The 26090-nt window shown below is 69.7% G+C and carries 22 protein-coding genes; 7 read left to right on the top strand and 15 right to left on the bottom strand.

The features are described 5' to 3' along the window. Positions 1-39: 39 nt before the first annotated feature. The 7 genes from ACR4XJ_RS06120 to hutW all read right to left on the bottom strand — a co-directional run bounded on the left by ACR4XJ_RS06120 (position 40) and on the right by hutW (position 7880). The gene (locus ACR4XJ_RS06120; RefSeq protein WP_434754385.1) at positions 40-600 is read right to left on the bottom strand and encodes a flavodoxin family protein; all 561 of its coding nucleotides are present in this window, start codon (positions 598-600) and stop codon (positions 40-42) included. Then, complete coding sequence (gene hutX / locus ACR4XJ_RS06115; protein ID WP_434754384.1) at positions 597-1175, bottom strand: heme utilization cystosolic carrier protein HutX; 579 nt, start codon at positions 1173-1175, stop codon at positions 597-599. Before hutX ends, ACR4XJ_RS06120 begins: the two co-directional genes overlap by 4 nt. Further along, a complete protein-coding gene (locus ACR4XJ_RS06110; RefSeq protein ID WP_434754383.1) occupies positions 1157-2680 on the bottom strand; it encodes an ATP-binding cassette domain-containing protein in 1524 nt (507 codons plus the stop codon). Before ACR4XJ_RS06110 ends, hutX begins: the two co-directional genes overlap by 19 nt. Then, complete coding sequence (locus ACR4XJ_RS06105) at positions 2680-3465, bottom strand: energy-coupling factor transporter transmembrane component T family protein (RefSeq protein WP_434754382.1); 786 nt, start codon at positions 3463-3465, stop codon at positions 2680-2682. Before ACR4XJ_RS06105 ends, ACR4XJ_RS06110 begins: the two co-directional genes overlap by 1 nt. Continuing rightward, positions 3458-4093, bottom strand: coding sequence for an MptD family putative ECF transporter S component (locus ACR4XJ_RS06100; protein WP_434754381.1), 636 nt, complete (start codon positions 4091-4093; stop codon positions 3458-3460). Before ACR4XJ_RS06100 ends, ACR4XJ_RS06105 begins: the two co-directional genes overlap by 8 nt. A gap of 164 nt (positions 4094-4257) precedes the next feature. Further along, positions 4258-6393 (bottom strand): TonB-dependent receptor plug domain-containing protein, encoded by a 2136-nt coding sequence (locus ACR4XJ_RS06095; protein WP_434754380.1) that lies wholly within the window; start codon positions 6391-6393, stop codon positions 4258-4260. Then, the gene (gene hutW / locus ACR4XJ_RS06090; protein ID WP_434754379.1) at positions 6390-7880 is read right to left on the bottom strand and encodes a heme anaerobic degradation radical SAM methyltransferase ChuW/HutW; all 1491 of its coding nucleotides are present in this window, start codon (positions 7878-7880) and stop codon (positions 6390-6392) included. The genes ACR4XJ_RS06095 and hutW overlap by 4 nt, the downstream gene beginning before the upstream one ends. Before the next feature lie 206 nt (positions 7881-8086). On the opposite strand from hutW, the gene ACR4XJ_RS06085 reads away from it, so the two are divergent. The 3 genes from ACR4XJ_RS06085 (at position 8087) to ACR4XJ_RS06075 (ending at position 9678) form a co-directional block, all read left to right on the top strand. Then, positions 8087-8788, top strand: a complete 702-nt coding sequence (locus ACR4XJ_RS06085; protein WP_434754378.1) for a MotA/TolQ/ExbB proton channel family protein — start codon at positions 8087-8089, stop codon at positions 8786-8788. Position 8789: 1 nt separating this feature from the next. After that, positions 8790-9278 carry an ExbD/TolR family protein gene (locus tag ACR4XJ_RS06080; RefSeq protein WP_434754377.1) on the top strand — a complete coding sequence of 163 codons (489 nt, stop codon included), beginning with the start codon at positions 8790-8792 and terminating at the stop codon, positions 9276-9278. Between the two features lie 61 nt (positions 9279-9339). Then, positions 9340-9678 carry a hypothetical protein gene (locus ACR4XJ_RS06075; RefSeq protein WP_434754376.1) on the top strand — a complete coding sequence of 113 codons (339 nt, stop codon included), beginning with the start codon at positions 9340-9342 and terminating at the stop codon, positions 9676-9678. 16 nt (positions 9679-9694) lie between these two features. Here the strand turns inward: ACR4XJ_RS06075 and ACR4XJ_RS06070 are convergent, their stop codons facing one another. From ACR4XJ_RS06070 to ACR4XJ_RS06050, 5 genes are all read right to left on the bottom strand, one after another. Beyond that, positions 9695-10519 carry a metal ABC transporter permease gene (locus ACR4XJ_RS06070; RefSeq protein ID WP_434754375.1) on the bottom strand — a complete coding sequence of 275 codons (825 nt, stop codon included), beginning with the start codon at positions 10517-10519 and terminating at the stop codon, positions 9695-9697. 258 nt (positions 10520-10777) lie between these two features. Then, positions 10778-11593: a metal ABC transporter ATP-binding protein gene (locus ACR4XJ_RS06065; RefSeq protein WP_434754374.1), complete on the bottom strand. Its 816-nt coding sequence runs from the start codon at positions 11591-11593 to the stop codon at positions 10778-10780. A gap of 77 nt (positions 11594-11670) precedes the next feature. Then, on the bottom strand, positions 11671-12615 hold the full coding sequence (locus ACR4XJ_RS06060) for a metal ABC transporter solute-binding protein, Zn/Mn family (RefSeq protein WP_434754373.1): 945 nt from the start codon (positions 12613-12615) through the stop codon (positions 11671-11673). A 21-nt stretch (positions 12616-12636) separates the two neighbouring features. Next, positions 12637-14046: a methyltransferase domain-containing protein gene (locus ACR4XJ_RS06055; protein WP_434754372.1), complete on the bottom strand. Its 1410-nt coding sequence runs from the start codon at positions 14044-14046 to the stop codon at positions 12637-12639. 99 nt (positions 14047-14145) lie between these two features. Next, positions 14146-16143, bottom strand: a complete 1998-nt coding sequence (locus ACR4XJ_RS06050; protein ID WP_434754371.1) for a TonB-dependent receptor — start codon at positions 16141-16143, stop codon at positions 14146-14148. A gap of 903 nt (positions 16144-17046) precedes the next feature. Here ACR4XJ_RS06050 and ACR4XJ_RS06045 point away from each other — a divergent pair. Then, positions 17047-17520 carry an energy transducer TonB gene (locus ACR4XJ_RS06045; RefSeq protein ID WP_434754370.1) on the top strand — a complete coding sequence of 158 codons (474 nt, stop codon included), beginning with the start codon at positions 17047-17049 and terminating at the stop codon, positions 17518-17520. Positions 17521-17671: 151 nt separating this feature from the next. Further along, positions 17672-17986: a hypothetical protein gene (locus ACR4XJ_RS06040; protein WP_434754369.1), complete on the top strand. Its 315-nt coding sequence runs from the start codon at positions 17672-17674 to the stop codon at positions 17984-17986. Positions 17987-18083: 97 nt separating this feature from the next. Here the strand turns inward: ACR4XJ_RS06040 and ACR4XJ_RS06035 are convergent, their stop codons facing one another. Both ACR4XJ_RS06035 and ACR4XJ_RS06030 read right to left on the bottom strand, forming a co-directional pair. Further along, a complete protein-coding gene (locus tag ACR4XJ_RS06035; protein ID WP_434754368.1) occupies positions 18084-19514 on the bottom strand; it encodes an ATP-binding protein in 1431 nt (476 codons plus the stop codon). 308 nt (positions 19515-19822) lie between these two features. Then, positions 19823-20422 carry a bacterioferritin gene (locus ACR4XJ_RS06030; protein ID WP_434754367.1) on the bottom strand — a complete coding sequence of 200 codons (600 nt, stop codon included), beginning with the start codon at positions 20420-20422 and terminating at the stop codon, positions 19823-19825. 325 nt (positions 20423-20747) lie between these two features. On the opposite strand from ACR4XJ_RS06030, the gene ACR4XJ_RS06025 reads away from it, so the two are divergent. Then, on the top strand, positions 20748-23540 hold the full coding sequence (locus ACR4XJ_RS06025; RefSeq protein ID WP_434754366.1) for a PAS domain S-box protein: 2793 nt from the start codon (positions 20748-20750) through the stop codon (positions 23538-23540). A 7-nt stretch (positions 23541-23547) separates the two neighbouring features. On the opposite strand, the gene ACR4XJ_RS06020 is transcribed toward ACR4XJ_RS06025, so the two are convergent. Next, complete coding sequence (locus ACR4XJ_RS06020; protein WP_434754365.1) at positions 23548-24291, bottom strand: HAD family hydrolase; 744 nt, start codon at positions 24289-24291, stop codon at positions 23548-23550. 551 nt (positions 24292-24842) lie between these two features. Here ACR4XJ_RS06020 and ACR4XJ_RS06015 point away from each other — a divergent pair. Beyond that, positions 24843-26090 carry a sulfite exporter TauE/SafE family protein gene (locus ACR4XJ_RS06015; protein ID WP_434754364.1) on the top strand — a complete coding sequence of 416 codons (1248 nt, stop codon included), beginning with the start codon at positions 24843-24845 and terminating at the stop codon, positions 26088-26090.

The following is a 26090-nucleotide window of genomic DNA, read 5'->3' as shown; positions in this document are numbered from 1 at the left end:
CGGCGGTAATGCGGCGTCCGGTGCGCTCCGGGTCCGGCCCTATGCCGGGTCTCCGGGGGCGGTGGCGGTGGCGGCCGTGGCGGCCAACCGGTCCGCCATGGCCCGGAAAGCGGCCTGCGCGTCGGCGAGATCCTTTTCGTCGGGGTGGCGTTCCGCTTCCCGGATGCGCGCGATGCGTTCCGGGGTCATGGGGTGCGCGTCCGAGGCCATCTTCTGCATCATGGCGATGACGGCCGGGTCGATGCGCCCCTGGCACAAGAACGAGCCCAACACCTCGTTGCCCGCCATCATCTCTTCGGCGCGGCGGATGCAGTCGCGGGCGTGGTCGGAATCGGGCCAGGCCCCCAGGGTGCCGAACAGGCCCACCCGGCAGTTCTTCACCGCCTGCATGTACTTGGCGGCCGCCGCGTCCGGGCCGCCCTTGTCCACCCAGAAACCCAGGGCCACGAAGTCGTAGCCGTGGGTTCCGCCGCCAGCGGAAAGGTCCGGGGCCTGGTCCACGGGCAACAGGTCGCAGGGCCGGGGCAGGCAGTCCGCGATGGCGCGGGCCACCTTTTCGGTGTTGCCGGTGCGCGAGGAGTAGACGACCAGCGATTTCATGCCGCCACCTCGCCCGCGTTCCTGCCCACGTCCACGCTGTCGGCTGTCAGGGCCGGACCGGCGCACACCCGGTCGCGCAGGGCCAGGAACGCCTCGCGCACCGAAGGAATCAGCGCGCGGCCCTCGCGGCCCGCGTACACGGCGAACATGGCCGCGCCGTCGGTGTCGTAGAACTGCACGGAATGGCTTTCCAGCCCGAAGAACGGCTTGGACAGGAAGCACACCGCGCCCAGCCGCTCCACGAACACATGGCCGCCCAGCGGATTCTCCGCGTCGTGCAGGTTGAACATGCCGTGGCCCCGGCGGCCCTTGGGCAGCCTGCCCTTGACCTCCACCACCGCGCCGGGCGTCATGGCGATGAGGGTCACCTTCTCCCAGCCGGTCATGTCCTCCCACACCGCGTCGAAGGCGTCGGCCGGGGCGAAGCGGCGCATGTCGGCGGGCAGGGCACAGGCCACGGCCCCCTCGGACGCGTTGCAGCGCTGGGCCAGGGTGTGCAGCATGATGTCCGGGCTGTCCTTCACGGCGGCCTGCACGGCGTCGCGCAGTTCCGGCGTCACGAGATGGTCGAACATTCGGGATTCTCCTTGGTTGTGCGCGGGCAGCGCAGCGGCAGGCGCAGCGCGGCGTCGCAGGTGATGGAAAGCAGTTCCAGATCGTGGCTGACCAGCAGCACCACCGCGCCCCGCGCGGCCGCCGCGCGCACGGCGTCGGCCACCAGACGCATGTTGTGGCCGTCCAGGCCGCTGGTGGGTTCGTCGAGGATGAGCACCTCGGGCTGCTTGGCCATGCCGCAGGCGATGACCAGCCGCTGCTTCTCCCCGCCCGACAGGGACTGGGGATGGCGGTCGGCCAGATGGGCCAGATTGAAGAGGCGCAACAGATCGTCTTCCGTGGACGGCGCGGTCTGGCCTGTCTGGCCGGTCTGGCCAGACTGGCCAGTCGCCGGGCGGAAGTCCGGGCGGGTTCCGTTCCCCGCCCTGCCCGCAGCCCCCGCAGCCCCTGCCGCAATGGACGCGGCGATTTCCTCGCGCACGCTCTTCATGTGCAACTGGTGGTCGGTGTTCTGGAGCACGATGCTGCCGTGACGCAGCAGACGGTCCGGCCGCACCGGCACGCCGTGCAGGTGCAGCCTGCCGGAATGCATGCGGTGCAGCCCCGTGAGCAGCCGGGCCAGGGTGGTCTTGCCCGCGCCGTTGTCGCCCAGCACCCCGATGACCCCGCGCGGCAGCAGGAACGAGGCCCCGTGGAACAGTTCCGGGCCATGCTTGTGGGCGTAGCGCAGGTCGGCCACGCACAGGGCGTCGCCCCGTCCGCTGGCCTCGGGCAGGGCCGTGCGCGGGTCGGCCACGCGGGCGGCGCGCAGGCCGCGCGCCCGGCGCAGCGCGTCGTCGTGCAGGATGGAGAAGTCCCCCTCCTCCACGATGCGCCCTTCGGCCATCACCACCACCCGGTCCACCACGCCCTCCAGCCAGTACAGGCGGTGGTCCACCACCAGCACGGCCATGCCCGCCGCCTTCAGCGCGCGGATTTCCCCGGCCAGGGCCAGCGTGGCTTCCGGGTCCAGGTTGGCCGTGGGCTCGTCCAGCACCACGGCGCGCGGACCCAGCGACAGGATGGAGGCCAGCGCCACCTTCTGCTTCTGCCCTTCGGACAGGTCGTGGATGGACTGGTCGAGCAAGTGGCCGATGCCGAAGCGGCGGGCGGCCTCCTGCACGGCGGCCAGGGTCCGGGCCGGTTCGCTGCCGCGCCATTCGTGGGCGAAGGCGATTTCGTCGCCCACGGTCAGGGCGAAGAACTGGTTTTCCGGGTCCTGGAACAGGGTGCCCGCCAGATGGGCCAGTTCGTGCAGGGGCGTTTCCGCCGTGCGGCGGCCGTCCACGGTCACGGCCCCCTCCAGCCGCCCCCGGTAGTAGTGGGGGCACAGGCCGTTGGCCAGGCGCACCAGGGTGGACTTGCCGCACCCGCTGGGGCCGGTGCACAGCACCGCCTCGCCGGGGCGCACCCGCAGGGAAAGACCGCGCACGGCGGGTTCCGTGGCGTGGGGATAGGTGTAGGTGACGTCGGCGAGGCGCAGCATCAGAACATGCCTCCCCCGCCCCAGCCCGCGCGCAGTTGCAGCCCCACGCCCGCCGCCACCAGCGCCAGCGCCCCGGCCATGGCGGCCCAGTCGCGCCGGGCCAGATGCACCGTGCGGCACGGGCGCAGCCGGTCGGCGTAGCCCAGACCCTTCAGTTCCGCCGCGATGCCCAGTTCGTCCGCCGCGCGCAGGGCACGGAACACCAGCGGCACGAACAGCAGGCGCATCGACAGCAACGGATGGCGCAGCAGGAACAGCGGGTTGACCCGGTAGCCGCGCGTCTTCAGGGTTTCGGACACCTGGCGCACGTCGGCCACGAACGACGGCACGAAGCGCACCATCACCGCCGTGGGAATGTACACGCAGAACGGCAGCCGCAGCGACTTCAGGGTGGACAGCATGGCCTGCACCCGCGTGGACAGGGCCAGGGCCAGCACCACGTTGAGCATGATGGCCAGACGCAGGAACGGCACCAGCAGGCGCACCGGCTCCAGCGGGGACATGCGCGGCACCGCCAGGTGCATGGCGTGCATCAGGCCGAAGGCCACGCACATCAGGACCGCGATGCCCGCGTGGCAGGCCAGCAGCATGCGCCAGCGGCCCAGGGTCAGGGCGTAGGCGGTGGACGCGGCCAGCAGCAGGCCCAGCGCCGCGGGGTCGGACAGCACCATCACCGCCACGGACCCCAGCAGCGAAACGGCCATCTTGGTCCGCGCGTCCAGCCGGTGCATCAGGCCCCGGCCGCGCGCGTCGGCCGCACCCCCGGCGGTCCACCGGTCATTCATGGACGATGCCCGCATGGCGCAGCTCCCGCAGAAAACGCAGGCCCACCGGCAGCCCGGCCAGGGCACCCACGTACCCGATGGCCACCACCACCCCGGTGAACCACAGAAGTTCCGGCTGTTCGCGCACGAACAGCCACGACACGCCGAACGACCCGGCCTTGAACAGGATGTCGTAGCAGGCGATGCCCGCCACCAGGGCCATCTCGTTGCGGTAGCCGCCCAGCAGCAGGATGATCCCTTCCGCCGCGAGGCCCGCCGCCAGCATGGACGGCAGCAGGAAGAACCCGCCGCCCATGAGCAGCATGGACACCAGCACGTTGACCAGGGTGAACAGCAGCAGCGTGCCCGCCTTGCGCAGCTTGAACAGCAGCACCAGCGCCAGCACCGTGAACACCAGGTTCTTGAGCACCAGGGTGAGCGGGTTCATGCCGCCGCCCATCAGGGCCACCAGCAGGCTGGACACCTTGGTCAGGGCGGCGAACACGCCCACCGTCACCAGTTCGCGCACGGCCCAGTAGCGCGCCCTGCCCCGGCCCGGGGCGGTGCCGGACAGGACCGGTGGGGACAGGACCGGTGCGCCCGGAACAGGCGGGGGCGGCGCGCCGGGGCGGCTTGCGTTCGTCTTCATGCGTCGTCATCCGTAAGGTTGAAGTCCGGGGCCGGGAGTCCGGCGGCTCTGGCCGTCATGGCCGTCATGCCCGGCGGGTTTCGGGTGCCGGTTGCCCGGCACCCGCTTTCGCCATACTGAAAACGATTTCCATTTTCAATATTAGGCGGCAATCCATCCGTCGATCAGAACGTGGTCCCCACCTTGACCACCGCGTGCATGCCCGGCTCGTCGATGGACGAGGCCGCCGTCTGGTAGTCCCTGTTCAGGATGTTCAGCAGGCTCAGGCTGACGAAGTGCTGGCGTTCCTCGCCGAACTTGGTGCCCAGCGAGAGGTTCAGCGTTTCCCAGGCGTCGTAGTTGTCGTGGGTGCCGTCGGAATATTCCTCGCGGGCGTCCACGGCGGCGCGCATGTACAGGTCGGCGAACAGGTTCATCTTCCGTTCCGGCAGGTCGCGGTCGAAGCGCACGCCCAGGCGGCCCATGTATTCGGGGTGGCCGGTGTCCCAGGTGCTCAGGGTGCCGGAGTCGTAGTGGCGCTTCAGCCACGTGCCGCTGGCGTACGGGGTGAGGAACAGCGAGCGGAAGGTATACCCCGCCGAGGCTTCGACGCCGTAGGTGTCGGCCTCGTCCACGTTGGTGAACTGGTTGCCGCCGGTGACCTTGGTGGTGGTGATGTAGTCCTCGGCGTTGGAGACGAAGAAGGCCACGTCCAGGTTCAGCGCGCCATTGTCATACCGCGCGCCCACCTCGTAGTTGTTCGAGGTTTCCGGGTCCAGGTCGGAATTGGGGAAGGTGGGGTCCGAACCGCCGTGCACCGTGCCGATGTACAGCTGTTGCAGGTTGGGGAACCGGTACCCCTGCGAGAACAGGGCGCGCAGGGTGGTGTCCTCGATGCCCGCCCAGGTCAGGCCCGCGCTGAACACCGGGTGCGAGGCGGAGCGGGTGCCCGTCTCCAGGTCGTCGTTGTTGGTGTCCTCCAGTTCCGACCGCACCCAGGTCTGGCGCACGCCCAGGGTCAGGGTGAAGTCCTCCGGCAGGGTCCATTCGTCCTGCAGGTACACCGCGTGGGTGTCCATGGTGGCGTCGTAGTCGAAGCTGCTGAAGGTGGAGGCGATCAGCGTGCTGCCCATGTACCGCTTCATGTCGATCTCGGTGTTGGCGTCCAGGTCGTCCAGGTTCACGTCGTAGCCGAGGATGACGTGATGGTCCTCGTGCGGCAGCAGGTCCACCTGCATGGTGCCGCCCCAGCTGGCCTGCTCGTTGCGGGTGCGCTGGTCCTGGTCGATGGTGATCATGGCGTTGGGTTTCACCCCGATGATGTTGATCATCTCCTTGGTCACTTCCTGGTAGTACGCGTCCACCCGCACGCGGGAGACGAGGTCGCTCACGTCGCGGAACTCGGCGTAGCCGCCCGCCTTGCGGCGTTCCCACAGGGGGATGTCCAGGTCGAAGTTGTACAGGGTGCCGCCGGTGGTGCCCTCCGGCGTCATGGCGTTGAGGTTGCTCCAGTATTCCTCGTAGGTGACCCCGAAGGACGCCTTTTCCGCGTCGTAGCCCAGGAAGGCGGCGGTATCGCGGGTCATGTACGAGGTGTCGTCCATCTCGCCGTCAGCGGAACGGCGGTTGCCCTGGTCGTTGTAGCTGCCGGACACGCGGTACTTGAACCCGTTCATGCCGCCGAAGGCCGAAAGGTATTCGGTGAACCCGTCGGTGGACGAATCGAAGGTGACGCTGGTCTCCACGCTGATGGGCTTGTCGCCGCCCTTCTTGGTAATGATGTTGATCACCCCGCCGATGGCCTCGGACCCGTACAGCACCGAGGCCGGGCCCTTGATGACCTCGATGCGCTCGATGCGGTTGGGGTCGATGAGCAGCGGCGCGCCGTCCATGGACTTCTGCTCCGACACCTTCTGCCCGTCGATGAGCACCAGCACGCGCTGGCCGCTTTCACCACGTATCTGCACGCGCTTGGCGCCGGGCACGGAAAGGTCGAACACCTCCACGCCGGGCACGTCGCGCAGGGCGTCGGCCACGTTGATGGCCGGGGTGCGCTTCAGGTCTTCCTGGTCCACCACGGCGGCGGACGAGGGCACGTCCTTCAGGTCGTGCTCGGTGCGGGTGGCGGTGACCACCACGTCGCGGGTGCGGGTGACGGACTGTCCCGAAGACTGTTCCGTTGCCTGTTCGGGGGCCGTTTCCTCCGCCAGCGCGGCCATGGGCGACAGCAGCAGCACGGTGGCGGCGGCCAGCAGCAGGCGGGCCGCCGCCCGCTTGCGGCGGGCGAATTTCGGGCGACCGGGTTCGATGGTGTCTCTCACGATGCGTTTTCCTCCTCGATCTCGTGGATCAGATAGTTGATGAGCAGGTGCGCCATGGTCACCTGCCAGAACTGTCCGGCCATGGTCAGCTCCAGCCAGTCGCCGTCGCGCTCCAGCAGGCCCGCGCCGCGCCACTGTTCCAGCAGGGGCGCGGCATGGCGCGCCACGGGCTGGCCCAGTTCCGCGTCCAGCCGGGCGGGGTCGATGCGCCCCGACTCGAAGGCCGAGGCCACGGCCCGCGCCAGCCCGGCGGAGGCCGGGGGCAGCATCAGGGCCATGACGGGCTTGCCGCCGCCCTGCACCGCCGCCAGCCAGTCGGCGTAGGCGCGCTGGATGAAGAAGGCGTGGCCGTGCAGCATGCCCCCGGCCCCGGGGCCATACGCCAGACAGTGGGCCTGCCCCTTGGCCAGTTGGTTGTAGAGGTTGCGTTCGCGCGTGGTGCGCCCCCAGTGGCTGGACGACAGCCGCCGCCAGCGCGCCCCGTGCATCAGCCGGATGCCCTCGGCGAACAGGCGGCCCTGCTCGGCCATGCCGGCGGCGGGGGACAGCTTGCCCGCCTCCACCGCCGTGAACAGCGGCGTGCCCCGGAACACGTTGAGCTGGTAGAAGTCGGCCCCGTCCAGTTCCAGTTCCAGCAGGGTTTCCACGTCGCGCCGCCACGAATCGGCGGTCTGGGTGGGAAAGCCGTAGATCAGGTCGATGACCACCGCCGCCTGGTCGTAGGCGGACAGGCGGCGCAGCGCGGCCATGATCTCCTCGCGCGGGGCGCGGCGGCCCATGCGGCGGCGCAATTCGGTGTCGAAGGTCTGCACCCCCAGCGAGAAGCGGTTGGCGCCGCCCGCCAGGCAGGCCTCCATCTTGTCCGGCCCGAAGTTGTGGATGCGCCCTTCCACGGTGATCTCGCAGTCGTTGGCCAGGGGCAGGGCCGCGCCGATGCCGCGCAGCAGCCGGGTCAGGTCCGGGGCTTCCAGCGCGGTGGGGGTGCCGCCGCCGATGTACACGGCGTGCACCGGGCCTTCGTTCTGGGCGGGCGCGTGGGCCCACATGTCCAGTTCGCGCAGCAGCGCGTCGGTGTAGCGGGCGCTTTCGCCGGGGCCGTAAGCCTTGGTGTAGAAGCCGCAGTACAGGCAATGCGTCTCGCAGAAGGGCACGTGCACGTAGGCCGCCGTCTTGCCCGTGCGCGGGCGGGACAGCAGGTGGCCCAGCAGGTCGGCCTTGCGCTCCTCTTCCACGGGGGTGCCGCCCAGCCCGGCATGGATGGCCAGCTTGCGCGGAAAGGCGCTGCCCAGCGGGTCGCCGTCCGTGGCGGCGAAGCAGGCGCGCAGCCGCTGGCTGGCGGCATCGCCGGATGCGGCGTCCGGCGCGCCATCGGACCCGGGGGCGGGAGCGGGCAGGCCCGGTTCACCGAACATACGATTTTGGATTTCATTATCATTCATGGGCAGGTCGGCTGTCAGGACAGCTGCGCCGGGTGCGGGGCTGGTCATGTTGTTTTCCTTGCTCTTCGCCGCTGGCGGCAATATGTTTTGCGCTGCGCACAAAGTTTGATTAAGCAAACTTTCATGCCCAATGCCATGGCCGGTGGCGGGTGTCAACCGGGCAGCGGAAGAAATGCCCGGACGCGGCACCCCGCGCCGCAAGGCCGCACGGGCGGCACAACCAAAAACGGGACACACCCGAAGGAAGGAACACAATGGATGCAAGCATGCTGCAACTGATCGCCCAGGCCACTCCGGTGGCCAAGGCGGTGCTGGCGATGCTGGTCGTCATGTCGCTGGCCAGCTGGGCCGTCATCTGCGCCAAGTGGCGCACCCTGGAGCGCGCCCGCCGGGGCATCGCCCAAGGCATTTCCGACGCCCTGTCCGCCCCCGGCCTGACGGACCTGCTGCACCGGCTGGACGGCTGCGGGTGCGGGGCGTCGCCCCTGCGGCGCATGGCCCGGCTGGGCGTGGACGAGTTCAACCGCCTGGCCCGCACCGGCGACGCCGACCGCCTGCTGGCCGACAACGTGCGCCGCACCCTGCGCCACGGCGTGGGCGAGGAAATCCGACGGCTGTCGCGCGCCCTGCCCCTGCTGGCCACCACGGCCAACACCGCGCCGTTCATCGGCCTGTTCGGCACGGTGTGGGGGGTGATGCACTCGTTCCAGTCCATCGGGCAGATGAAGTCCGCCTCGCTGGCCACGGTGGCCCCCGGCATCTCCGAGGCGCTCGTGGCCACGGCGCTGGGCCTTGCCGTGGCCATCCCGGCGGCCATGGCCTACAACGTGCTGCTGGGCAGGCTGGCGACGCTGGAAGGACAGTGCATCAGCTTTGCCGGACTGCTGCTGAACCGGTTGCAGCACGAGGCCAACGCCCACGCGCAGGGCATCGCCCTGCCCGGCGGGAGGGGCTGAGATGGGCGCGACGACCGGTTCCGGAGGGTCGGGCGGCTTCGTGGCCGAGATCAACGTCACGCCCTTCGTGGACGTGATGCTGGTGCTGCTGATCATCTTCATGGTCACCGCGCCCATGATGACCGAGGGGGTGGACGTGGAACTGCCGCACACGCAGACGGTACAGGTGCTGCCCCAGGACCATGCCAGCGTGCTGCTGACCGTGCGGGCCGACGGCTCGCTGTATCTGGACGAACGGCGCACCGACATGGCCGGACTGGAACGGTGGCTGGCGGGGTTGGCCGCATCGGAGGGGGCTGGCGGCACGGGCGGGTCTGCTGAAATGGGCGGGTCTGCTGAAATGGCCAGCCCCACGGTGTTCCTGCGGGCCGACCGCGACGTGCCCTACGGCACGGTGGTGGAGGTCATCGGACTGGTGCGCGCGGCGGGCGTCGAAAAGCTGGGGATGGTCTCCGAACGGGACGAGGGTGGCGGCGACGCGCCACGATGACCCCGTTGCGCGCGGGCCGGTTTCCGGTATGCTGGGCGGCATCCCCCTACAGGAGGCCGCCATGCCGCACCATCGCCGTTCCGAACGTCCGCTCCCGCCGATTCCCCCGGCAGCCGCCCTTGCCCCGTTCGCGCTGACCGTCATCCTGGCCGTCACGGCCACCCTGGCGGGTTGCGGCGAAACGGCTCCGCCCGGCGAGGTGACGGTCATGCGGGCCTGCCGCATCTGCCACGGCACGGACCGCATCTGCGCCGACATCGGCAAGCTGGACCGGGCGGGCTGGGAGAAGACCGTGGACCGGATGATCGCGGGCGGGGCCAACGTCACGCCCGAGGAACGCGCCGCCGTCATCGACTGGCTGGCCACCCGCAAGCCGGGCGACAAGCCCTTGTGCCCGTAGGAAGATGCCGTGCGCTTTACGGACGGCTTCCGGTCCGCCGCCGCTTGGGCGAGAACCACGCGGCCAGCAGGAACAGCGCGCACGACAGCAGCACCACCGCCGCCCCGGCGGGCACGTCCAGGTACCAGGCCAGCAGCACGCCCCCCACGCCCGATGCCGCGCCGAACAGCCCGGCCAGCACGAACATCCGCCACAGGCTGTAGGTCAACTGGTAGGCGGCCGCCGCCGGGCTGACCAGCAGGCTGTACACCAGCAGGCCGCCCACGCTGGGCAGGCAGGCCGTCACCGTCATCCCGGTCTGTACCAGGATGGCGTAGAACACCGCCGTGGCGGGAATGCCCACGGCGGCGGCCACGGCGCGGTGGCAGGCCACGGCCTGGATTTCCTTGAAGAACAGCGCCACCCCCAGCACGGCGGTGCCCGCCACCCCCGCCAGCAGCCACACGTCGGCCATGCGCACGGTGAGGATGGACCCCCAGAACAGGTTCAGGGCCTCGGTCTTGGGGCCGGGCATCAGGCCCATGCACAGCACGGCCACGCCGATCATGGCGGAAAACACCACCCCCACCGCCGTGTCCGGCGAAATCTCGCCCTTGTCGGCCAGCGGGCCGATGACCAGCGCGGAGACCATGCTGGCCGCCAGCGCCGCGGGCAGCGAGGGCAGGCCGAAGGCCAGGGCCGCCAGCCCCCCGGCAAAGGCCGCGTGGGCCAGACATACCCCGATGAAGGTCAGGCGCATGAGCACGGCGAACACCCCGGCCACGGAACAGGCCACGCCCGCCAGGGCGCCAGCGGCCAGCGCATGGCGCATGAAGGCGTGGTCCAGCAGCGAAAGGTCCATGCCTCCTCCTAAGGGGCTGTTTCTAACTTAGGATTTTCGTTCGTTGGCAAGGAAAACAAGCCTGCCATAAGGGAGTATGCCTCAGCCGTTAGGCGAGCTTGCGAGCCTTACGGATGAGGACCGCAGCGCGCTCTTATCGTATTCGACCGAGCCTTAGCCGTTGGTGAGCGAAGCGAACCTTACGGAGAAGGACAGCAGAGCCATGGCAGGCGAAGTTTGACGAAGCCAACGGGCGAAAGGACCATTTAGAAACAGCCCCTAGAACAGCACCACGGGCCTGCCATGATGGTCGATGACCGAAATGGGCGTGCCATACAGTTGCGTCAGCCGTCCGGCGTCCAGGGCCTGGTCCAGCGGCCCGGCCCAGGCGATGCGCCCCCCGGCCATGCAGGCCACCCGGTCCACCGGGGACGGGGGGACCGGCACACTCACCTCGCGCGGGGGCGGGGCCAGCGCGTTCAGGTCGTGGGTGACCAGGATGGTGGTCAGCGGCGGGCCGCCGTCCGCGCCCCGTTCCCGGTGGATGGCGGACACCAGGGCCATGATTTCCCGCTGGGCGTGCCAGTCCAGCGCAGAGGTGGGCTCGTCCAGCAGCAGGATGTCCGGCTGCTGGGTCAGGGCGCGGGCAATGGCCGCCCGCTGGCGTTCTCCGCCGGAGCACTGTCCGAAGGGACGGCGGGCAAGGTGGGCGATGCCGGTGCGTTCCATGTTGGCCAGGGCCAGCGCGCGCAGCGCCGCGCCCGGCCCGCGCAGCAGTCCCAGCCGCCCGTAGCCGCCGGTCATCACCGTTTCCAGCACGCTGATGGGCAGGCGGGGGTCCACGTCGGCCATCTGGGCCACCAGGCCCACCCGGCGGCGCACCCGCCAAGCGCCGGGCGCGCGCATGTCCCGCCCCAGCACCATGGCCGTGCCCGAGGCGGGCCGCACCAAGCCGTTGACCAGCCCCAACAGGGTGGACTTGCCCGCGCCGTTGGGACCCACCACGGCCAGGAATTCCCCGGCGGCCACGGCAAGGGCGGGCACCTCCAGAATGGTCCGGCCGCGCGGGGCCACCACCACGTCGCGCAGGGTCACGGCCGCACGGGAGGAGGCCGGGCAAGCGGAATCGGGACCGGAGGGAGCCGCGCCGCCGGAGATGATCCCCGCCGCCATCAGGGTGCGGCCCCCATGGCGGACGTGGACGCGGGCGCGGCGCCGCGCACTGCCGCCATCACCATGTCGGCATTGCGCCGGAACGACGACTCCCAGTCCGGCGTGTCGGGAAACCCGCCGGGAAAGTTGGTCAGCACCACCAGCCGGGCGTCCATGTCCTCGGCCAGGGCCCGGCCCGCGCCGCCGGTGGATTGCAGGTTGTCCGCCACCAGCACCGCGCGGGCGGCCTTGCCCGCCGCCACGGTGCGGGCAAGGGCCTCGGCCCCGGTCTCCTCGAAGCGGCCGTAGTCGCCCACCACGCGCAGCCCCAGCCATTCCAGCATGGGCCGCTGCATCACGTCGCCAATGGCCGGAACGCCCGCGATGCCCGACGACGACGCCAGGCCGCGCACCTCGTCGGCCACTACGCGCGCCCGCGCCGCGCGCTCCGCCGCGCGGCGGGAGTACGCCGCCGCCCCGCCGGGGTCCGCCGCCGCCAGCAGTTCGCCCACGGCAAGGGCCGCGCGGGCCTGCGCCTCGGGCAGCATCCAGTTGCCGGGGGCCTCGGGCACGCGCACCTTGCCCGCCGCGCCGGGGGCGGTGTCCAGCAGGGCGCGGATGTGCGCCTGCCCGCGCTGCCAGTCGTGCAGCAGGATCAGGTCCGCCCGCGCGAAGGCCGCCACGTCCGAGGCGCGCACGTCGTGATGGCCGGGGCAGGCCCCGCCCGGAATGACGGTGCGCGCGGCAACCCGGTCGCCGCCCACGGCCAGCACCAGGTCCTCGATGAGGGTGGTGCCCGCCAGCACCTGCAACCGCGCAGCCTGCGCATCCTGCGCATCCTGCGCATCCCGCGCCGCGGCAACCCCGCAACCCCATGCGCCCCACAGCGCCAGCGCCGCGCAGGCCACGGCCGCGCGCAACCAGGCACGGCGCGGCCGCCGCATGTCTCCATATCCCGATTTCATGCGCATCTCCCGCAGTGGTCCTCAATCGCCCTTGATGAATCGCACCAGACCGTAACGCCGCTCCCTGTCGGTCCAGACCATATCCACGGCGAAGCCCGCCGCCTCGCCCAGCCCCCGCAGGGTGGAAAACCGCTCCTGATGGCCGTGGGCCGTCCAGTGGCGATGAACCATTTCCACCTCCTCCGGAGTCAGGAAATGCCAGTGTTCCCGGCCCCGCGCGGCCATGCGCGCCAGCATGGCGTCCCGGTCCTCGTCCTCGCCCATGACCGGGTCGTGCGCCAGCACCATGCCGCCGGAAACCAGCAGGCGATGCGCCGTGCGCAAAAAGTCCGCCTTGAGCGGGGTGGGCAGGTGGTGCAGGAACAACCCCATCCAGATCACGTCCACGCCGCCTTCCGGGCCGGACAGCACCACGCGGTAGTCGCCCTCAACCAGTTCCACCGGACAAGGCAGGCCGCCCAGGCTGTCCCGCGCCGTGGCCAGCGCCCGCGCGCTGGTGTCCACACCGGTATAGGCGGCCACGTCCACCCCGGAGAGGGCGCGCGCCATGTCCACGGCCTCGCCGCAGCCCACGTCCAGCAGCCGCAGGGGGCGGCCCGCGCCGCGCAACAGGCCGGACGCCACGCCGTACACGGCGCGGTGGTGCATGACGTCGTGTTCCTTCAGGGCCGCGAACACCCGTCGGGCCTCGAAACCCGCGTCCACGGCGGCGGGCGCGGGCGCGCCGTGACGGCCTTCGCCGTGCTGCTCCGCAGCGCGCGGGCACGGGTGCGTCCCCGCCAGCGGCTTGCGGGCGCGGGCCACATACATGCCGGGGCCGTCGGCGATGCTGGCGCCGGTCAGCCCCGCGTCGCGCAGGAGTTGACGCATGACGCCGTCGCCGGGCAGGGCGTCCTGCGCCACTGCCGGGTGCCCGCCGTGGTGGCGGGCCAGTTCGGCCCGGCTCAACAGGTGGGCCACGACCACCTCGCCGCCGGGCCGCGTCACCCGCGCCATTTCGCGCATGGCAGCGGGCTTGTCCGCGAAGTGCGGAAACGCGGCAAAGCAGATCACGTGGTCGAACGCGCCGTCGCGCGCCGGAATGCGCATGGCCGTGGCCTGCACGCACAGGCCCCGCGCGCCGGACTCCTTGCAGCCCGCGCGGCGCACCATCTCGAAGGACACGTCGAAGGACAGGATGCGCCCGGCATCCCCCACGGCCTCGCGCAAGCAGGGGATGAGCACGCCGGTGCCCGTGCCCATGTCCAGCACGCAACTGCCCGGCTTCACCCCGAACCCGCGAGCCAGTTCGGCCAAGCGTTCCCTGGTGGCCGGGGGATAGCAGCGTTCCTCCCAGGTGGCGGCCCGCTCGTCGAAAAACCGCGAGCGCGGGTCATGGCATTGCACCGTACCCGCGCCATGTGCCGCATGCGACGACTCATGTGATTCCATGCCGGTTCCCGCTCCGTTGCGCCCGTGGGCGCGGTTGCAGTCCGCATTGCCGGGCGGGAGCCTGCGGCCCCCGCCCGGCGGGTATGCATCGGTCCGTTGCTAGAACGTCACGCTGGCGCCCACGGTGACGCTGGACCCCGGCATGCGGTAGCCGGGCCGGTACTCGTAGTCCGAGTCGGTGATGTTCTCCAGCGCCAGGAACAGTTCGCCCTCGCTGATGCCCCATTCCTTGTAGTCGAACAGGTAGGCCAGCCGTCCGTTGACCACGTGGTAGGGGTCCACGGTTTCGGTGTTCACGAGGTTTTCCTTGCGGCCCTGGCTGCGCACGTGCTCCTCGGTCACGTACTGCGCGTCCAGGCTGAGCCGGAAGTGCGTGAGGAACCGCCAGTTCAGGCCCGCGCTGAAGGTCCATTCCGGCGCGTAGGGCAGGTCGGACGGAAAGGTATCGAGCCAGGTGGCCCCGGCGTACAGCGAAAGGTCCGCCAGAGGGGTATAGGTGATCGTGGTCTCGACGCCCTGAACCTGGAACGATTCCACGTTCTCGAAGCGCATGCGCGGCGGCGGGGCGTTCCCCACCATGACGTATCGGTCGGACCCGTCATCCCAGAACGCGGTGACGTCGGCCTTCACCTTGCCCCACAGCTTCTGGCTGATGCCCACCTCGAAATGGTCCACCACTTCCGGGTCAAGGTCTTTCCAGTCGTCGCGGTAGGGTCCGTTGGCGATGCCGGGGATGGAGTTTTCGGAAAACACCGCCACCTCAAGACCGGGATAGTTCACCCCGCGCGCATAGCTGGCGTGCAGTTCGGTGTCCCTGTAGCCGAACACCAGCCCGGCGTGGGGCGCGGCCTGGTCGCCGAACTCGTTGTGGGTGTAGTAGCGCATGCCGGCCGAGGGAATGGCGAAGAAGTCCTGGCGCGAGCCGAACATGTGGCTGACCGCCGCATACGGCGAGAACAGCGTGAAGTCGGTGCGCTCGAAGTCCGTCGTGCTGCCGTTGTAGTTTTCGAAGATGGCCTTGCCGCTCATGATATCGTAGTCGAAGCCGGTCACCACCTCGCCGCCTTCCCACGCCCGGAACGCCTCGCGGGCGCGCACGCCGTAGGTGTCCCAGTCGCTGATGGTCACGTCGGTGGAGCCCGACTGCCCGGCCCAGTTCACGTAGCCGTTGTTCCAGTACACCTTCAGGTGCCCGTCGGCGGCCTCGTAGTCGTTGGACAGGGTGATCACGTTGAGCACGTCGTCGGTGGTGAACCGCCCCTCGTTGGTCTTCTCTTCGCTGCTGCCGGGGTCGCGCGCCACGTTGCGGGTGATGTTGCCGAACCACGAGACGTTCCAGTTCTCGTACAGGTCGTAGCCCAGCCTGCCGAAATGGTTCTCGAGCTGGCCGTCGGAATGTTCGCGGTGGCCGTCGGACAGGCGCAGGCTCTGCCCGGCGTAGTAGTCCACGCCGTCCTGCTTGCCGCCGTGCTCCACCCCCTGGGTGAAGGTGTTGTAGCTGCCGTACGAAGTGAACAGCCGGGTGCGGAAGCCGTCTTCGGTCATGCGCTTGGGAATGACGTCGATGGACGAAAACCCGTTGCCGAACTGCGTGGGCTGCACGCCCTTGTACACGCGGATGGACTGCGCCGGATCCATGGGCAGGATGTCCAGCAGGGGATGGTTGAACACCGGGTTGGTGCGCGGCACGCCGTCGTAGAGGGTGACGATCTCGCCGCCGGGACGGCTGGAGCCCATGCCCCGGATGAACACCCCGCCACCCTCGGCCCCGCCGAACGACCCCACCGGGTTGTAGCGCGAAATGTTCACGCCGGGCGTGCGACGCAGGGCCGAGGCCATGTCCTGCGCGTTGAGGTCCGTGATCTGGTCCTGGGTGACTTCGGTGTACAGGCCGCCGTAGCGGGTGGTTTCGTTGCCCTCGATGATGGGGGTGGAAATCACCACCTCCTCTTCGAGCGTGGCGGCCCCGGCGGCCTGCCCGGCGACGGTCTGCCCGTCCGGAACCTGCCCTTCGGCGGCCCAGGCCGCCCGCGCCCCGGACAGGCCCTGTACGCCCCATGGCGCGGCCAGCGCCAACGCCAGAACCCATGCCGCCATCCTCCTCCTGCTGCCCATGTTGCCTCCTGCTGCGGGTTGCCCGAACCCCGACGCCGGACAGCGCCGCATCCGGTGCCCCTCGCTCCGGTGCGGCGCGATTCCGCCCGGCCGGGGTATCGCGGTGTGACTTTTTGCGTGAATTCGTGTAATAGAATTACACTTTGTAATAAAACGTAGCACTGTCGCTAGAAACTTTTTCATTTTGTGTCAACCCGTAACACGAATCCGGATTGCGACTCCGGCCGTGACGGCCTGCCCCCGGAAAAGGAACCGCGCATGCCCGGCCCCGCCGCGCGCACCGCACTGCACATAGCCCTGCCCGGCCCGCCGGTCACGATGGAGCCCGGAGCGGACGGACCGGACCGGCAGGGCGGTTCGTGGTGGCTGGGGTGGTCTTGCCTGTGCGGGAAGCGGTGGCCGTGTCTGTGGGGTTCGCTGCTGGCGCACGCACTGGCGGCCTTTTTCCTGTTGGCCCTGCCCATGGGGGGTGGCGGCGGTGACGGCCAGGGAGGCGTGGCGTACCTGGAGGTCAGCCTGGCCGGACTTCCCGGCGGAGCGCCGGGACCTGCCGGGGGCGGCCCGGCCACGGGTGGAACGGCGACGGAGCCCGGCCCGGCTGGCGGCACGATGCAACGCCTTGCGCCGGTTGCCCGGCCCGTCCGGACCGGGATCGCCCGGATGGAGCCGAAACGGACGGCGCCCGAGAAAGGGAATGCCGCGCGGCGCAATGCGGAAGAGCCCCCGGTCCTTCCCGAGGCACGGGGTGCCCGTGTCCCGGAAGCGGAACCCGCCCGGCCGGATGCGCAACGGCCCGCACCGCCACCCTCCGCCACTCCTGCCGCCGACACCGGGGCACGGGCGGATGGCCCACCCGGCACCGCCGGGGCGGACGGCCTGTCCGACGTGCATGGGCTGGACGGAGCGTCCACCGGAACACTTGCCGGAACACTTGCCGGAGCACCCGCCGGGACCGGACCCGGCGGCTCGGCGGGAGAGCCCGGCGGCGGGCAACCGGGCGTACGGGGAGGAGGCCCCGCCGGGTCCGGCGCATCCGGCGCGGCTGGCGCGGCTGGCCCGTTCGGCTATGCGGCGCACGACGTGGACGTGCGCCCCGCCGTACGCCACAGGGTGCCCCCGGAGTACCCCGACCCGGCCCGGCGCACCGGCACGCAGGGCCGGGTGGTGCTGCGTCTGTTGGTGGACGAGCAGGGCCGCGCCCGCCACGTTTCCGTGCTGGAGGCCACGCCCGGCGGCATCTTCGAGCAGTGCGCGGTGGACGCCGTGACTCGTTGGACCTTCACCCCCGGCACGCGCGAAGGGCGGGCCGTGCCCACCTGGGTGCACCTGCCCGTACGCTTCGACCTGGACCGGCGCTGACATCCGGTACCAGGCAACGTTCCGCCTCCAAAGCCCCCGCGCCCCCCCCCCGCTTCACGCTCTCCTGCCCGCCCTGCCCCGCATCATCCCGTTGCATCCGGCGCACGGGCGTGTACAATGGCGGCAATCCCCTTCAACCAAGGAGCAGCCCATGCGCCGTACGCCCACCTTCCGTAGCCGGATACTGCCAGCCCTGGCCGTGTCCGCCGCCCTTGCCGGTTTCGCCGTATTTGCCGCCGCTTCCGCCATCGCCCAGGACCCGGCCGGGACCGTCATGTCCGCCTGCACCAAGTGTCACAACACCCAGCGCATCTGCGCCAACCTGGGCGCCAAGGACAAGGCAGCCTGGAACACCACCGTCACCCGCATGATGGGCAAGGGCGCGCAGGTCAGCGAGGCCGAAAAGCCCGCCGTGGTGGACTGGCTGGCCGCGCAGCAGCCGGGGGCCAAGCCCGTCTGCCAGTAGCGGCCCCACCCTCGCGGTTCTGAAAGGAAAAAGCGCACCCCGTACGGGATGCGCCATCCTTGCGTCGCGCCCGCGAACCGGCGCGATGCGCCGTCCATCACGCTTCGATGGGTTCGTCCAGCTCGCCCTGCCCCATCCAGTAGCACAGCAAGGGCGCGGGAATGCGCATGACGCCGCCGTGCCCCGCCAGAGGACCGAAATCCCCCAGTGACTTGGTGACCGCATAGCCGCGTTCGGCCTTGCGTTCGCGCATGAACTCCAGCAGCCCCTGCAACTCGGCGGCCCCGGCGTGTTGCGCCCGGTACTTGACCTCGAAGGGCACGAGCTTGCCCCCCATGTCCGCCACAAGGTCCACTTCCCGATTCTTCTTGTCGCGCCAGTAGGTGAACCGCACGTCCCGTGCGTAGTACCGGGCGAAAAGGTGCTTGAACACGGCCGTTTCCGTGGCCACGCCCAGCGCCACCGGGTCGTCGATCAGCCCCTTGCCCTTCAGCAGGGCCGCCGGGGCCAGCGCGGCATCCGCCAGGTACACCTTGTATCTGGCCCGAAGGATATCCTTGCCGTACCCGTGCGGCGGCAGCTTGTAGACGAGGTGCGTGGATTCAAGAAGATCGATGTACTTCAGCGCCGTGGGGCGCTTGACCTCAAGGTTCTTGCACAGGTTGGGAACATCCAGCAGTCCCCCGTCGTGCATGCACAGGTAGAGAAAGGTGTGCTCCAGGTCCAGCACGCGGCGGACCCCGAACAGCACCGTCATGTCCCGCTTGAGCACCTTGTCGATCACGTCCTCGCGCAGCAGGCGTTGCGCCTGCGTCACGCTTTCGACCTGGGCGATCTGCGGAAAGCCCCCGCGCACCAGATAGTCGTGGAAATGCCCCACCAGCGGGGCGGCCATCTCGGCAACCCGGTAGAACGCATCCTGGGGCCAGGCGAACGTTTCGCGCAGGCTGCGCAGTGGCGGAATCTCCGAATGGGGGATCCGCTTCAACTGCAGGTACTCGTAGAAGGACAGGGTGGTCAGCTTGATGGTGTGCCAGCGGCCCACGCCCGACTCCTGTCCCGCCTCCAGCAGCGGCAGGGCCGACCCCGTGAACGCGATGCGCCGGTGGCGGAAGAAATCCACCTGATGCTTGACCCAGGTACCCCAGTCCCGGATGAACTGCCCCTCGTCCAGAAACAGGAATTCCGGACCCGGCAGGGCAGGTTCGCGGGCGCGCCACGCCTCCAGCACGGCCTCGATCCCGGCCAGCTTGAACAGGGGATGGTCGAACGTGGCGTACAGGATGTTGGCCGGGGGAACGCCCCCGGCAATCAGTTCGGCAATGCTTTGCAGCATCAGCGTGGTCTTGCCCACCTGCCGGGCGCCGGACACCAGAACGGCCCGGGGGGCCGGCGGCGCGGCAACCCAGGCGTGCAGTTCGCGGAATGCCGCCCGGCGCCACGCGGGCAGGTCCGCCACCGGCTCGCCCCGCCACCACGGGTTGAACTGGGCAAGCACCCCGATGAGGTCGTCCTTGGGTATTTTCATGGTTTGAAAAATATCTCCGGATGCAAAATAAGTAAAGTATACATTACTAAAAAACGAACTCGATGTGTTTTTCGTTTCAAAAACATCCTGCGTACGCCGGAAACCCTTGCCGTCGGCAGCCCGGCCCGGCTTCCGGCAGTTCCCGGCAGTTCCCGCCTGCCCTCCCCGCGCCGCATAGTTCCGCCCTCCGCCAACGAAAACGGCGGCACGCTGCCGTGCCGCCGTATGGCGCAATGCCGGGGACGCCCCGCTCCGCCCTCGCGGGCATGGAACGGCGCGCCCGTTTCGTGGCGCGGGGTCACGCGGGCCTAGCCCGCGGCGGCGCCGCCCTTGCTGATCAGGAAGCCCTTGGTGGTGGGGCCGGTGGAGGCCGAGGTGCCCGCGATCTTCGACAGGTAGGTGTCGCCCAGGTTCTTCAGGTGTTCGCCCACGTTGTCGAAGTGGTTGAAATGGACCTGCTCCTCCTCGATGATGGTCTCGAACAGCTTCATGCTGACGCTGTCGCCACATTCACGACACACCTGAAGGAACTGGTTGTAGGCGTCGATGGTGTCGTCCTCGAGCCCGGCGTCGTAGGGGAAGATGGTCCGCACGTCCTGCGCCTTGACCAGGTCGCCCTCGCGCTCGGTGGTGGGCTCGCCGCCCAGTTCCTTGATGCGCTCGGCGAACATTTCGGCGTGGCGCATCTCGTCGATGGCGATCAGCTTCATGTCCGCCGCCAGCGCGCCGTAGTCCATGTTGTCCAGCCCGTAGTGCTGGTTCATGTACTGGGTGATGGCGTTCAGTTCCATGGCGCGCGCCCTGTTCAGCACCTCGATGACCTTGGCCTTGCGGGCCTCGCGCGGGGAGGAGGCCGCCGCTGCGGGCTTGGCGGGCTTGGCTTTTGCCGGTTTCGTCGCTTTGTTCATGCGTCCGCTCCTTGTGCTTGAATTTGTGGTGGGGGATTCGCCACCTTGGCCGTTACATACCATAGGCCCGGCAAAGGTGCATCTATTTCGTGCAGGTGTGGTCCTGTTCCATGCCGTGGCGGCGGACTTCCCGGTGCCCCGCCCCACCTCAGCCCGGTCGCCCACCCGGTTGCCTGTCCAGCCTGCGCGCCATCTGCCGCCGCACCGGCATGGGGCCTTCGGCAACACGATATTTTCATATCGCGCGGCGCGGGTTTTGGCGTATGATGCCCACACGCAACACCCGCGCCGCACCCGGCGCGCCACCCGACCACGGGGAACCGCCATGCCCAGCGTGCATCATTCCGGATCCGCATCCATTGCAGTCCGGCTTGTCACCCTCGCCCTGGCGGCAGTGCTGTGCGGAGCCGCCGTGCCCGGCGCGGCCGCCCCGTCCGGCGTCCTGCCCCCCGCACCGTGGTGGGGGCAGCTCATCGACCATGCCGCGCTGATTTTCCCCGCCGCCGCCCTGCTGCTGTGGCTGGCCCTGCGCCTGCGCCGCGCACGCCGCACCCGCCGCGCTCTGGACCGGGCGGAAAGCACCCTGCGCGGCATCGTGCAGGTCACCTCGCCGCTGGTGGAGCAGGAATTCTTCCGGATGCTGGTGCAGCAACTGGCCAAGGGCCTTGGCGCGCGCTACGCCCTGGTGGGCGAACTGAGCGAACTGGCCGAACTGAGCGAACGGGGCGAAACGGACCAACGGGGCGATGGCGGCGGCACCCTGCGCGTGCTGGCCGCCTGGCTGGGCAACGCGCCTGCCGAGCCCTTCGACTACGCCCTGCACGGCACCCCCTGTGCGCGCGCCCTCAATTCCCCGGACCTGTGCGTGTACCCCGACGGCGTGCAGGGGGCCTTTCCCAAGGCCGAACTGCACCTCTCGCTGGGCATCCGGTCCTACATGGGCCTTGCCCTGCGCGACGCGCAAGGCACCCCCCTGGGCGTGCTGGCCGTGTTCCACGACCAGCCCATGGCCCCACCCACCGGCGAGGGCACGGCGCTGATGCGCGTCCTGGCCGGGCGCGCCACGGCGGAGTTGGAACGGCTGCGCGCCGGCCGCGCCTTGCGCGAAAGCGAGTCCCGCTACCGGGGGCTGTTCGAGAACAACCACGTGGTGGCCCTGCTCATCGACCCCGCCACCAGGGCCATCCGCGACGCCAGCCCCGCCGCCGCCGCATTCTACGGCTGGCCGCGCGACGTGCTGCGCACCATGCACATCTCGGACATCAACACCCTGCCGCCCGGCGCGCTGCGCGGCGAGCTTTCCTCGGCCGCGCGGGGCGAGAAGCGGCGTTTCCGCTTCCGCCACCGGCTCGCCGACGGCGCCATCCGCGACGTGGAAGCCAACACCGGCACCTTGGTGCTGCACGGCGAGCCCCTGCTGTACTCCATCATCACCGACGTCACCGAGCAGCGCCGGGCCGAGGAAGCCCTGCGCCGCAGCGAACTGCGGCTGCGCATGCTGGTGGAGAGCGCGGGCGACGCCATCTACATCGTGGACGGCGGCGGCCGCATCCTGGACGCCAACCCCGAGGCGGAACACCAGACCGGGCACACCCGCGAACAACTGCTGCGCATGAGCCTGTTCGACATCGACGAACAGCTCGACCAGCAGGTCTTCGCCCGGCTGCGCGCGAAACTGGAGACGGCCCGCAAGGCCACCTTCGAGACCACGCACCGCACGCACAGCGGCGCTCCGCTGCCGGTGGAGGTGCGCATGGCCCTGATGGAGGAGGAAGGCGAACCGCTGCTGCTGGCCATCGTGCGCGACAGTTCGACCCGCAAGCAGGCCGAATGCGAACTGCGCTGCGCCAAGGAGGCGGCCGAGGCCGCCAACCGCACCAAGAGCGAGTTCCTGGCCAACATGAGCCACGAGATCCGCACGCCGCTCAACGGCATCATGGGCATGCTGCAACTCTTGCAGGCGGACCCGGCCAAGGCCATGCGCAAGGTGTACGTGGGCGCGGCCACCCAATCGTGCCGCCGCCTGGGGCTGCTGCTGGGCGACATCCTGGACCTTTCGCGCATCGAGGCGGGCAAGCTGGAACTGCACGACGAGCCGTTCGAGGCGCGGGCCGTGCTGGACGAGGTGCGCGGCCTGTTCGAAGGCCCCGCCGCCGAGCGGGGCCTGACCCTGCGGGTGAGCGTGGACGGGCGCATTCCCCGCCACCTGCGCGGTGACGCCATGCGCCTGCGCCAGGTGCTGTTCAACCTGGTGGGCAACGCGGTGAAGTTCACCGACCACGGCGAGGTGGCCGTGGAGGCGTGGCGGGTGCAGGCCTCGCGCTCGCGGGGGTGCCGGGTGCTGTTCACCGTGCGCGACACCGGGATCGGCATTGCCGAGGACCGGCTGAAGGACATCTTCGAGCCCTTCGTGCAGGGCGAGACGGCCTCCACCCGCCGCTACCAGGGCGCGGGGCTGGGGCTGCCCATCGTGCGGCGGCTGGTGCGGCTGATGCGCGGCACCATCGCCGTGGAAAGCGCGCCGGAGGCGGGCACCGCGTTCAGCGTCAGCCTGCCCTTCCGCTTCGTGAACAAGGTGGAGGAAGCCGCAGCCGCCCAGCCCGCGGACGACGCCCCGGCCCTGCGCGGCCGGGCCATCCTGCTGGCCGAGGACGACGCGGTGAACCGCCTGGCGGTGACCCGCCTGCTGGAGGGCATGGGCGCGCGGGTGACCACGGCCGACAACGGCGAACGGGCCGTGCAGGCCCTGCTGGCCGACGACTTCGACTGCGTGCTCATGGACATCCAGATGCCCGTCATGGACGGGATGGAGGCCACCCGCCGCCTGCGCGCCCTTGGCCGGGGCGGGACCCGGACCGGGGCGGGAGCATCCGTCCCCGGCGGCGCGGACATCCCCCGGCTTGATCCGCGCACCCTGCGGGCGCGCTCGGCAACGCCCGTCATCGCCCTGACCGCCCACGCCATGCGCGGCGACCGCGAACAATTCCTGGCGGCGGGCATGGACGGCTACCTGACCAAGCCGGTGGAGGCCGCCACCCTGGCCAGCGCCATCGTGCGGGCCATCCGCGAGCAGGGCCTGCGGGAACGCGAGCCCGACCACGCGATGCAGGCGGGCTGAGCGGCAGCTAGAGGTGGTCCAGCAGGTCCAGCGGATGGGCCAGCAGCACGGAAGCGCCGCTCTCGCGCAGTTCCGCCTCCCCCCGGAAACCCCACAGGCAGCCCACGGCCAGCATGCCCGCGCCGCGCGCGGTGCGCATGTCCACGTTGCTGTCGCCCACGAAGGCCGCGTGCGCCGGGTCCACCCCCAGCGCCCGGGCCGTGGCGATGGCCGCTGCGGGGTCGGGCTTGCGCGGCACGCCGGGGCGCGCCCCGGCCACCACGGCGAACGGGCCCAGCGGGCCGTCGCAATCCGGGGCACCGTCAGGGGCACTATTCGGGGCGCCGCCCGGGGCATCACCCCCGCCGCAACCCGCGCCATCAAAGAAGCTGCCCACCATCAGGCGGGTGAAGGCGTGCGGCTTGTTGGACAGCACGCCCAGCGGCAGCCCGGCGGGGGCCAGCGCGGCCAGCAGTTCGCGGATGCCGGGATAGGGCGCGCTCTTGGCCGACCAGCGCGCGCCGTATTCGTCGCGCATGCGGGCCACCAGGGCGGCCACGGCGGCCTCCGTGGCGGCGCCGGGCGGGGTGCCCGGCGGCAGCGCGCGCCGGAACAGGGTTTCCACCCCGTCGCCCACGAACTGGCGGTAGGCGTCCACGGGATGGGCGGAAAAGCCCTGCGCCAGCAGGCAGGCGTTGGCCGCGTCGGCCAGGTCCTCCAGCGTGTCCAGCAGGGTGCCGTCAAGGTCGAAGATGATGGCGTGTATGGGCATGGACCTCACCTATCGCGTCCCATGGGCACTGTACAGGATGCGGACGCTCCCACCCCCGCCGGACGCCGGATTCCTTGCTGCCGTGTAAAAAAAGCTGACACCTCGCCCCGGCCCCGCGCCCGGCAGACCGACCGCAACCGGATGCGGGCACCCACAACAACACTAATACACTGTTTTTTAAAATAATATCCTGAAAGACACCAATACCCCGCCCGCAACCGCCCCACCGCAATGCGTTACGCCTTTACTCGTGCCACTCGGGCAGCCGTACCGCCAGGTCGCGCCGGTGGCCGGTTGGCGGGCTGCCGCCAGGATTCCGGACAGTCGCGCCGTCCCGTCCGCGCGCGTTCCGCAACACGCCCGGCCCCCTCGGCCCTCAAGCCATATAAAGCAAATTATCTCATCATATTACCACATCATATCCGCATTCGTTCCTTTTGGCACAACCGTTGCTATCTCCGGCTCGTCCCACTGCGCCGCGAGGGGTGCACGGGGGCGGAGGCTGGGTAAACGGGTATGCATCACGCATCGAGTTTCACGGAGGAACCGGAATGAGCTTTCCAAGACAAGTCTTCGAATTCCTGAAGGCTGGCTCCATCGCCCACGCGCAGTGGGATATCGAGGTGTCCACGTCCATCATCAAGAACAGAAAGAAACTGATCATCCTCGGCATCCTGCTGCTGCCGATCCTGATGTTCAGCTTCGCCGAAGCGGGCTCCATGCTGGGCAGCAAGACCGCTTACGCGCCTGCGTTCTATTCCACCAAGATTTTCCTGGTCTCCATCGCGGTGGGCCTGGCCGCCGGTCTGATCACCGGCTGCATCGGCGCGGGCGGGGGCTTCATCATCACCCCGGCGCTGATGGCCGCGGGGGTCAAGGGCATCCTGGCCGTGGGCACTGACCTGTTCCACATCTTCGCCAAGGCCATCATGGGCACCACGGTGCACAAGAAGCTGGGCAACGTGTCGGTGAAGCTGGCCATCGCCTTCCTGATCGGTTCGGGCGGGGGCACCTTCATCGGCGGGGCCATCAACAAGGGCCTGTACAACACCGACCCCCTGCTGTCGGAACTGTTCATCAGTTCCATCTACGCGGTGCTGCTGGGCTTCCTGGGCTTCTACGCCCTGTTCGACTTCCTGAAGGCCAGCAAGGCCGGCGGCGGCGGCGACGCCCACGGCGGCAGCAGCGGCGCCACGGGCCTGTCCGTCAAGTTGCAGGCCATGAACATGCCGCCCATGATCACCTTCGACGAAGACCTCGTGCCCGGCGGCCGCCGCATTTCCGGCTGGATCGTCGCCGCGGGCGGCATGGTGGTGGGCATCCTGGCCGCCATCATGGGCGTGGGCGGCGGCTTCGTCACCTTCCCCATGTTCGTGTACATCTTCGGCGTGTCGTCCATGACCACCGTGGGCACCGACATCCTGCAGATCATCTTCACCGCCGGTCTCGGCGCCATCGCCCAGTACGCCATCTACGGCTACGTGTTCTACACCCTGGCCATGGGCATGCTCATCGGCTCGCTGCTGGGCATCCAGGTCGGCGCGCTGACCACCAAGGTGGTCAAGGGCATTCACATCCGCGGCTTCTACGCCATCTCGATCATCGCGGGCTTCATCAACCGCGCCGCCACCCTGCCCAAGAAGCTGGTGGAACTGGAAGTGATAAACCTGTCCAAGGACCTTGTGGGCAACATCGAATTCGTGGGCAACATCATCTTCTGGGTGGTGGTGGCCTTCTTCGGCGTCTGGGTGTTCGGCAAGTTCTTCGCCAACATCGGCAAGCTGAGAGCGGAGGCGTAA

It is taken from the genome of Nitratidesulfovibrio sp. D1, assembly GCF_051133415.1.
Taxonomy (GTDB): domain Bacteria; phylum Desulfobacterota; class Desulfovibrionia; order Desulfovibrionales; family Desulfovibrionaceae; genus Cupidesulfovibrio.
The sequence above is the reverse complement of the archived record's forward strand: the minus strand, read 5'-3'. Positions and strand labels throughout refer to the sequence as shown.

Excerpts from the sequence above, each read along its gene's own strand:
- ACR4XJ_RS06105 (WP_434754382.1), bottom strand. The coding sequence starts at position 3,465 with ATGAATGACCGGTGGACCGCCGGGGGTGCGGCCGACGCGCGCGGCCGG.
- ACR4XJ_RS06050 (WP_434754371.1), bottom strand. The coding sequence starts at position 16,143 with ATGGCGGCATGGGTTCTGGCGTTGGCGCTGGCCGCGCCATGGGGCGTA.
- ACR4XJ_RS06060 (WP_434754373.1), bottom strand. The coding sequence starts at position 12,615 with ATGAAATCGGGATATGGAGACATGCGGCGGCCGCGCCGTGCCTGGTTG.
- hutX (WP_434754384.1), bottom strand. The coding sequence starts at position 1,175 with ATGTTCGACCATCTCGTGACGCCGGAACTGCGCGACGCCGTGCAGGCC.
- ACR4XJ_RS06025 (WP_434754366.1), top strand. The coding sequence starts at position 20,748 with ATGCCCAGCGTGCATCATTCCGGATCCGCATCCATTGCAGTCCGGCTT.
- ACR4XJ_RS06030 (WP_434754367.1), bottom strand. The coding sequence starts at position 20,422 with ATGAACAAAGCGACGAAACCGGCAAAAGCCAAGCCCGCCAAGCCCGCA.
- ACR4XJ_RS06075 (WP_434754376.1), top strand. The coding sequence starts at position 9,340 with ATGCCGCACCATCGCCGTTCCGAACGTCCGCTCCCGCCGATTCCCCCG.
- ACR4XJ_RS06085 (WP_434754378.1), top strand. The coding sequence starts at position 8,087 with ATGGATGCAAGCATGCTGCAACTGATCGCCCAGGCCACTCCGGTGGCC.
- ACR4XJ_RS06120 (WP_434754385.1), bottom strand. The coding sequence starts at position 600 with ATGAAATCGCTGGTCGTCTACTCCTCGCGCACCGGCAACACCGAAAAG.
- ACR4XJ_RS06015 (WP_434754364.1), top strand. The coding sequence starts at position 24,843 with ATGAGCTTTCCAAGACAAGTCTTCGAATTCCTGAAGGCTGGCTCCATC.
- ACR4XJ_RS06035 (WP_434754368.1), bottom strand. The coding sequence starts at position 19,514 with ATGAAAATACCCAAGGACGACCTCATCGGGGTGCTTGCCCAGTTCAAC.
- ACR4XJ_RS06110 (WP_434754383.1), bottom strand. The coding sequence starts at position 2,680 with ATGCTGCGCCTCGCCGACGTCACCTACACCTATCCCCACGCCACGGAA.
- ACR4XJ_RS06100 (WP_434754381.1), bottom strand. The coding sequence starts at position 4,093 with ATGAAGACGAACGCAAGCCGCCCCGGCGCGCCGCCCCCGCCTGTTCCG.
- ACR4XJ_RS06020 (WP_434754365.1), bottom strand. The coding sequence starts at position 24,291 with ATGCCCATACACGCCATCATCTTCGACCTTGACGGCACCCTGCTGGAC.
- ACR4XJ_RS06055 (WP_434754372.1), bottom strand. The coding sequence starts at position 14,046 with ATGGAATCACATGAGTCGTCGCATGCGGCACATGGCGCGGGTACGGTG.
- ACR4XJ_RS06040 (WP_434754369.1), top strand. The coding sequence starts at position 17,672 with ATGCGCCGTACGCCCACCTTCCGTAGCCGGATACTGCCAGCCCTGGCC.
- ACR4XJ_RS06070 (WP_434754375.1), bottom strand. The coding sequence starts at position 10,519 with ATGGACCTTTCGCTGCTGGACCACGCCTTCATGCGCCATGCGCTGGCC.
- ACR4XJ_RS06080 (WP_434754377.1), top strand. The coding sequence starts at position 8,790 with ATGGGCGCGACGACCGGTTCCGGAGGGTCGGGCGGCTTCGTGGCCGAG.
- hutW (WP_434754379.1), bottom strand. The coding sequence starts at position 7,880 with ATGACCAGCCCCGCACCCGGCGCAGCTGTCCTGACAGCCGACCTGCCC.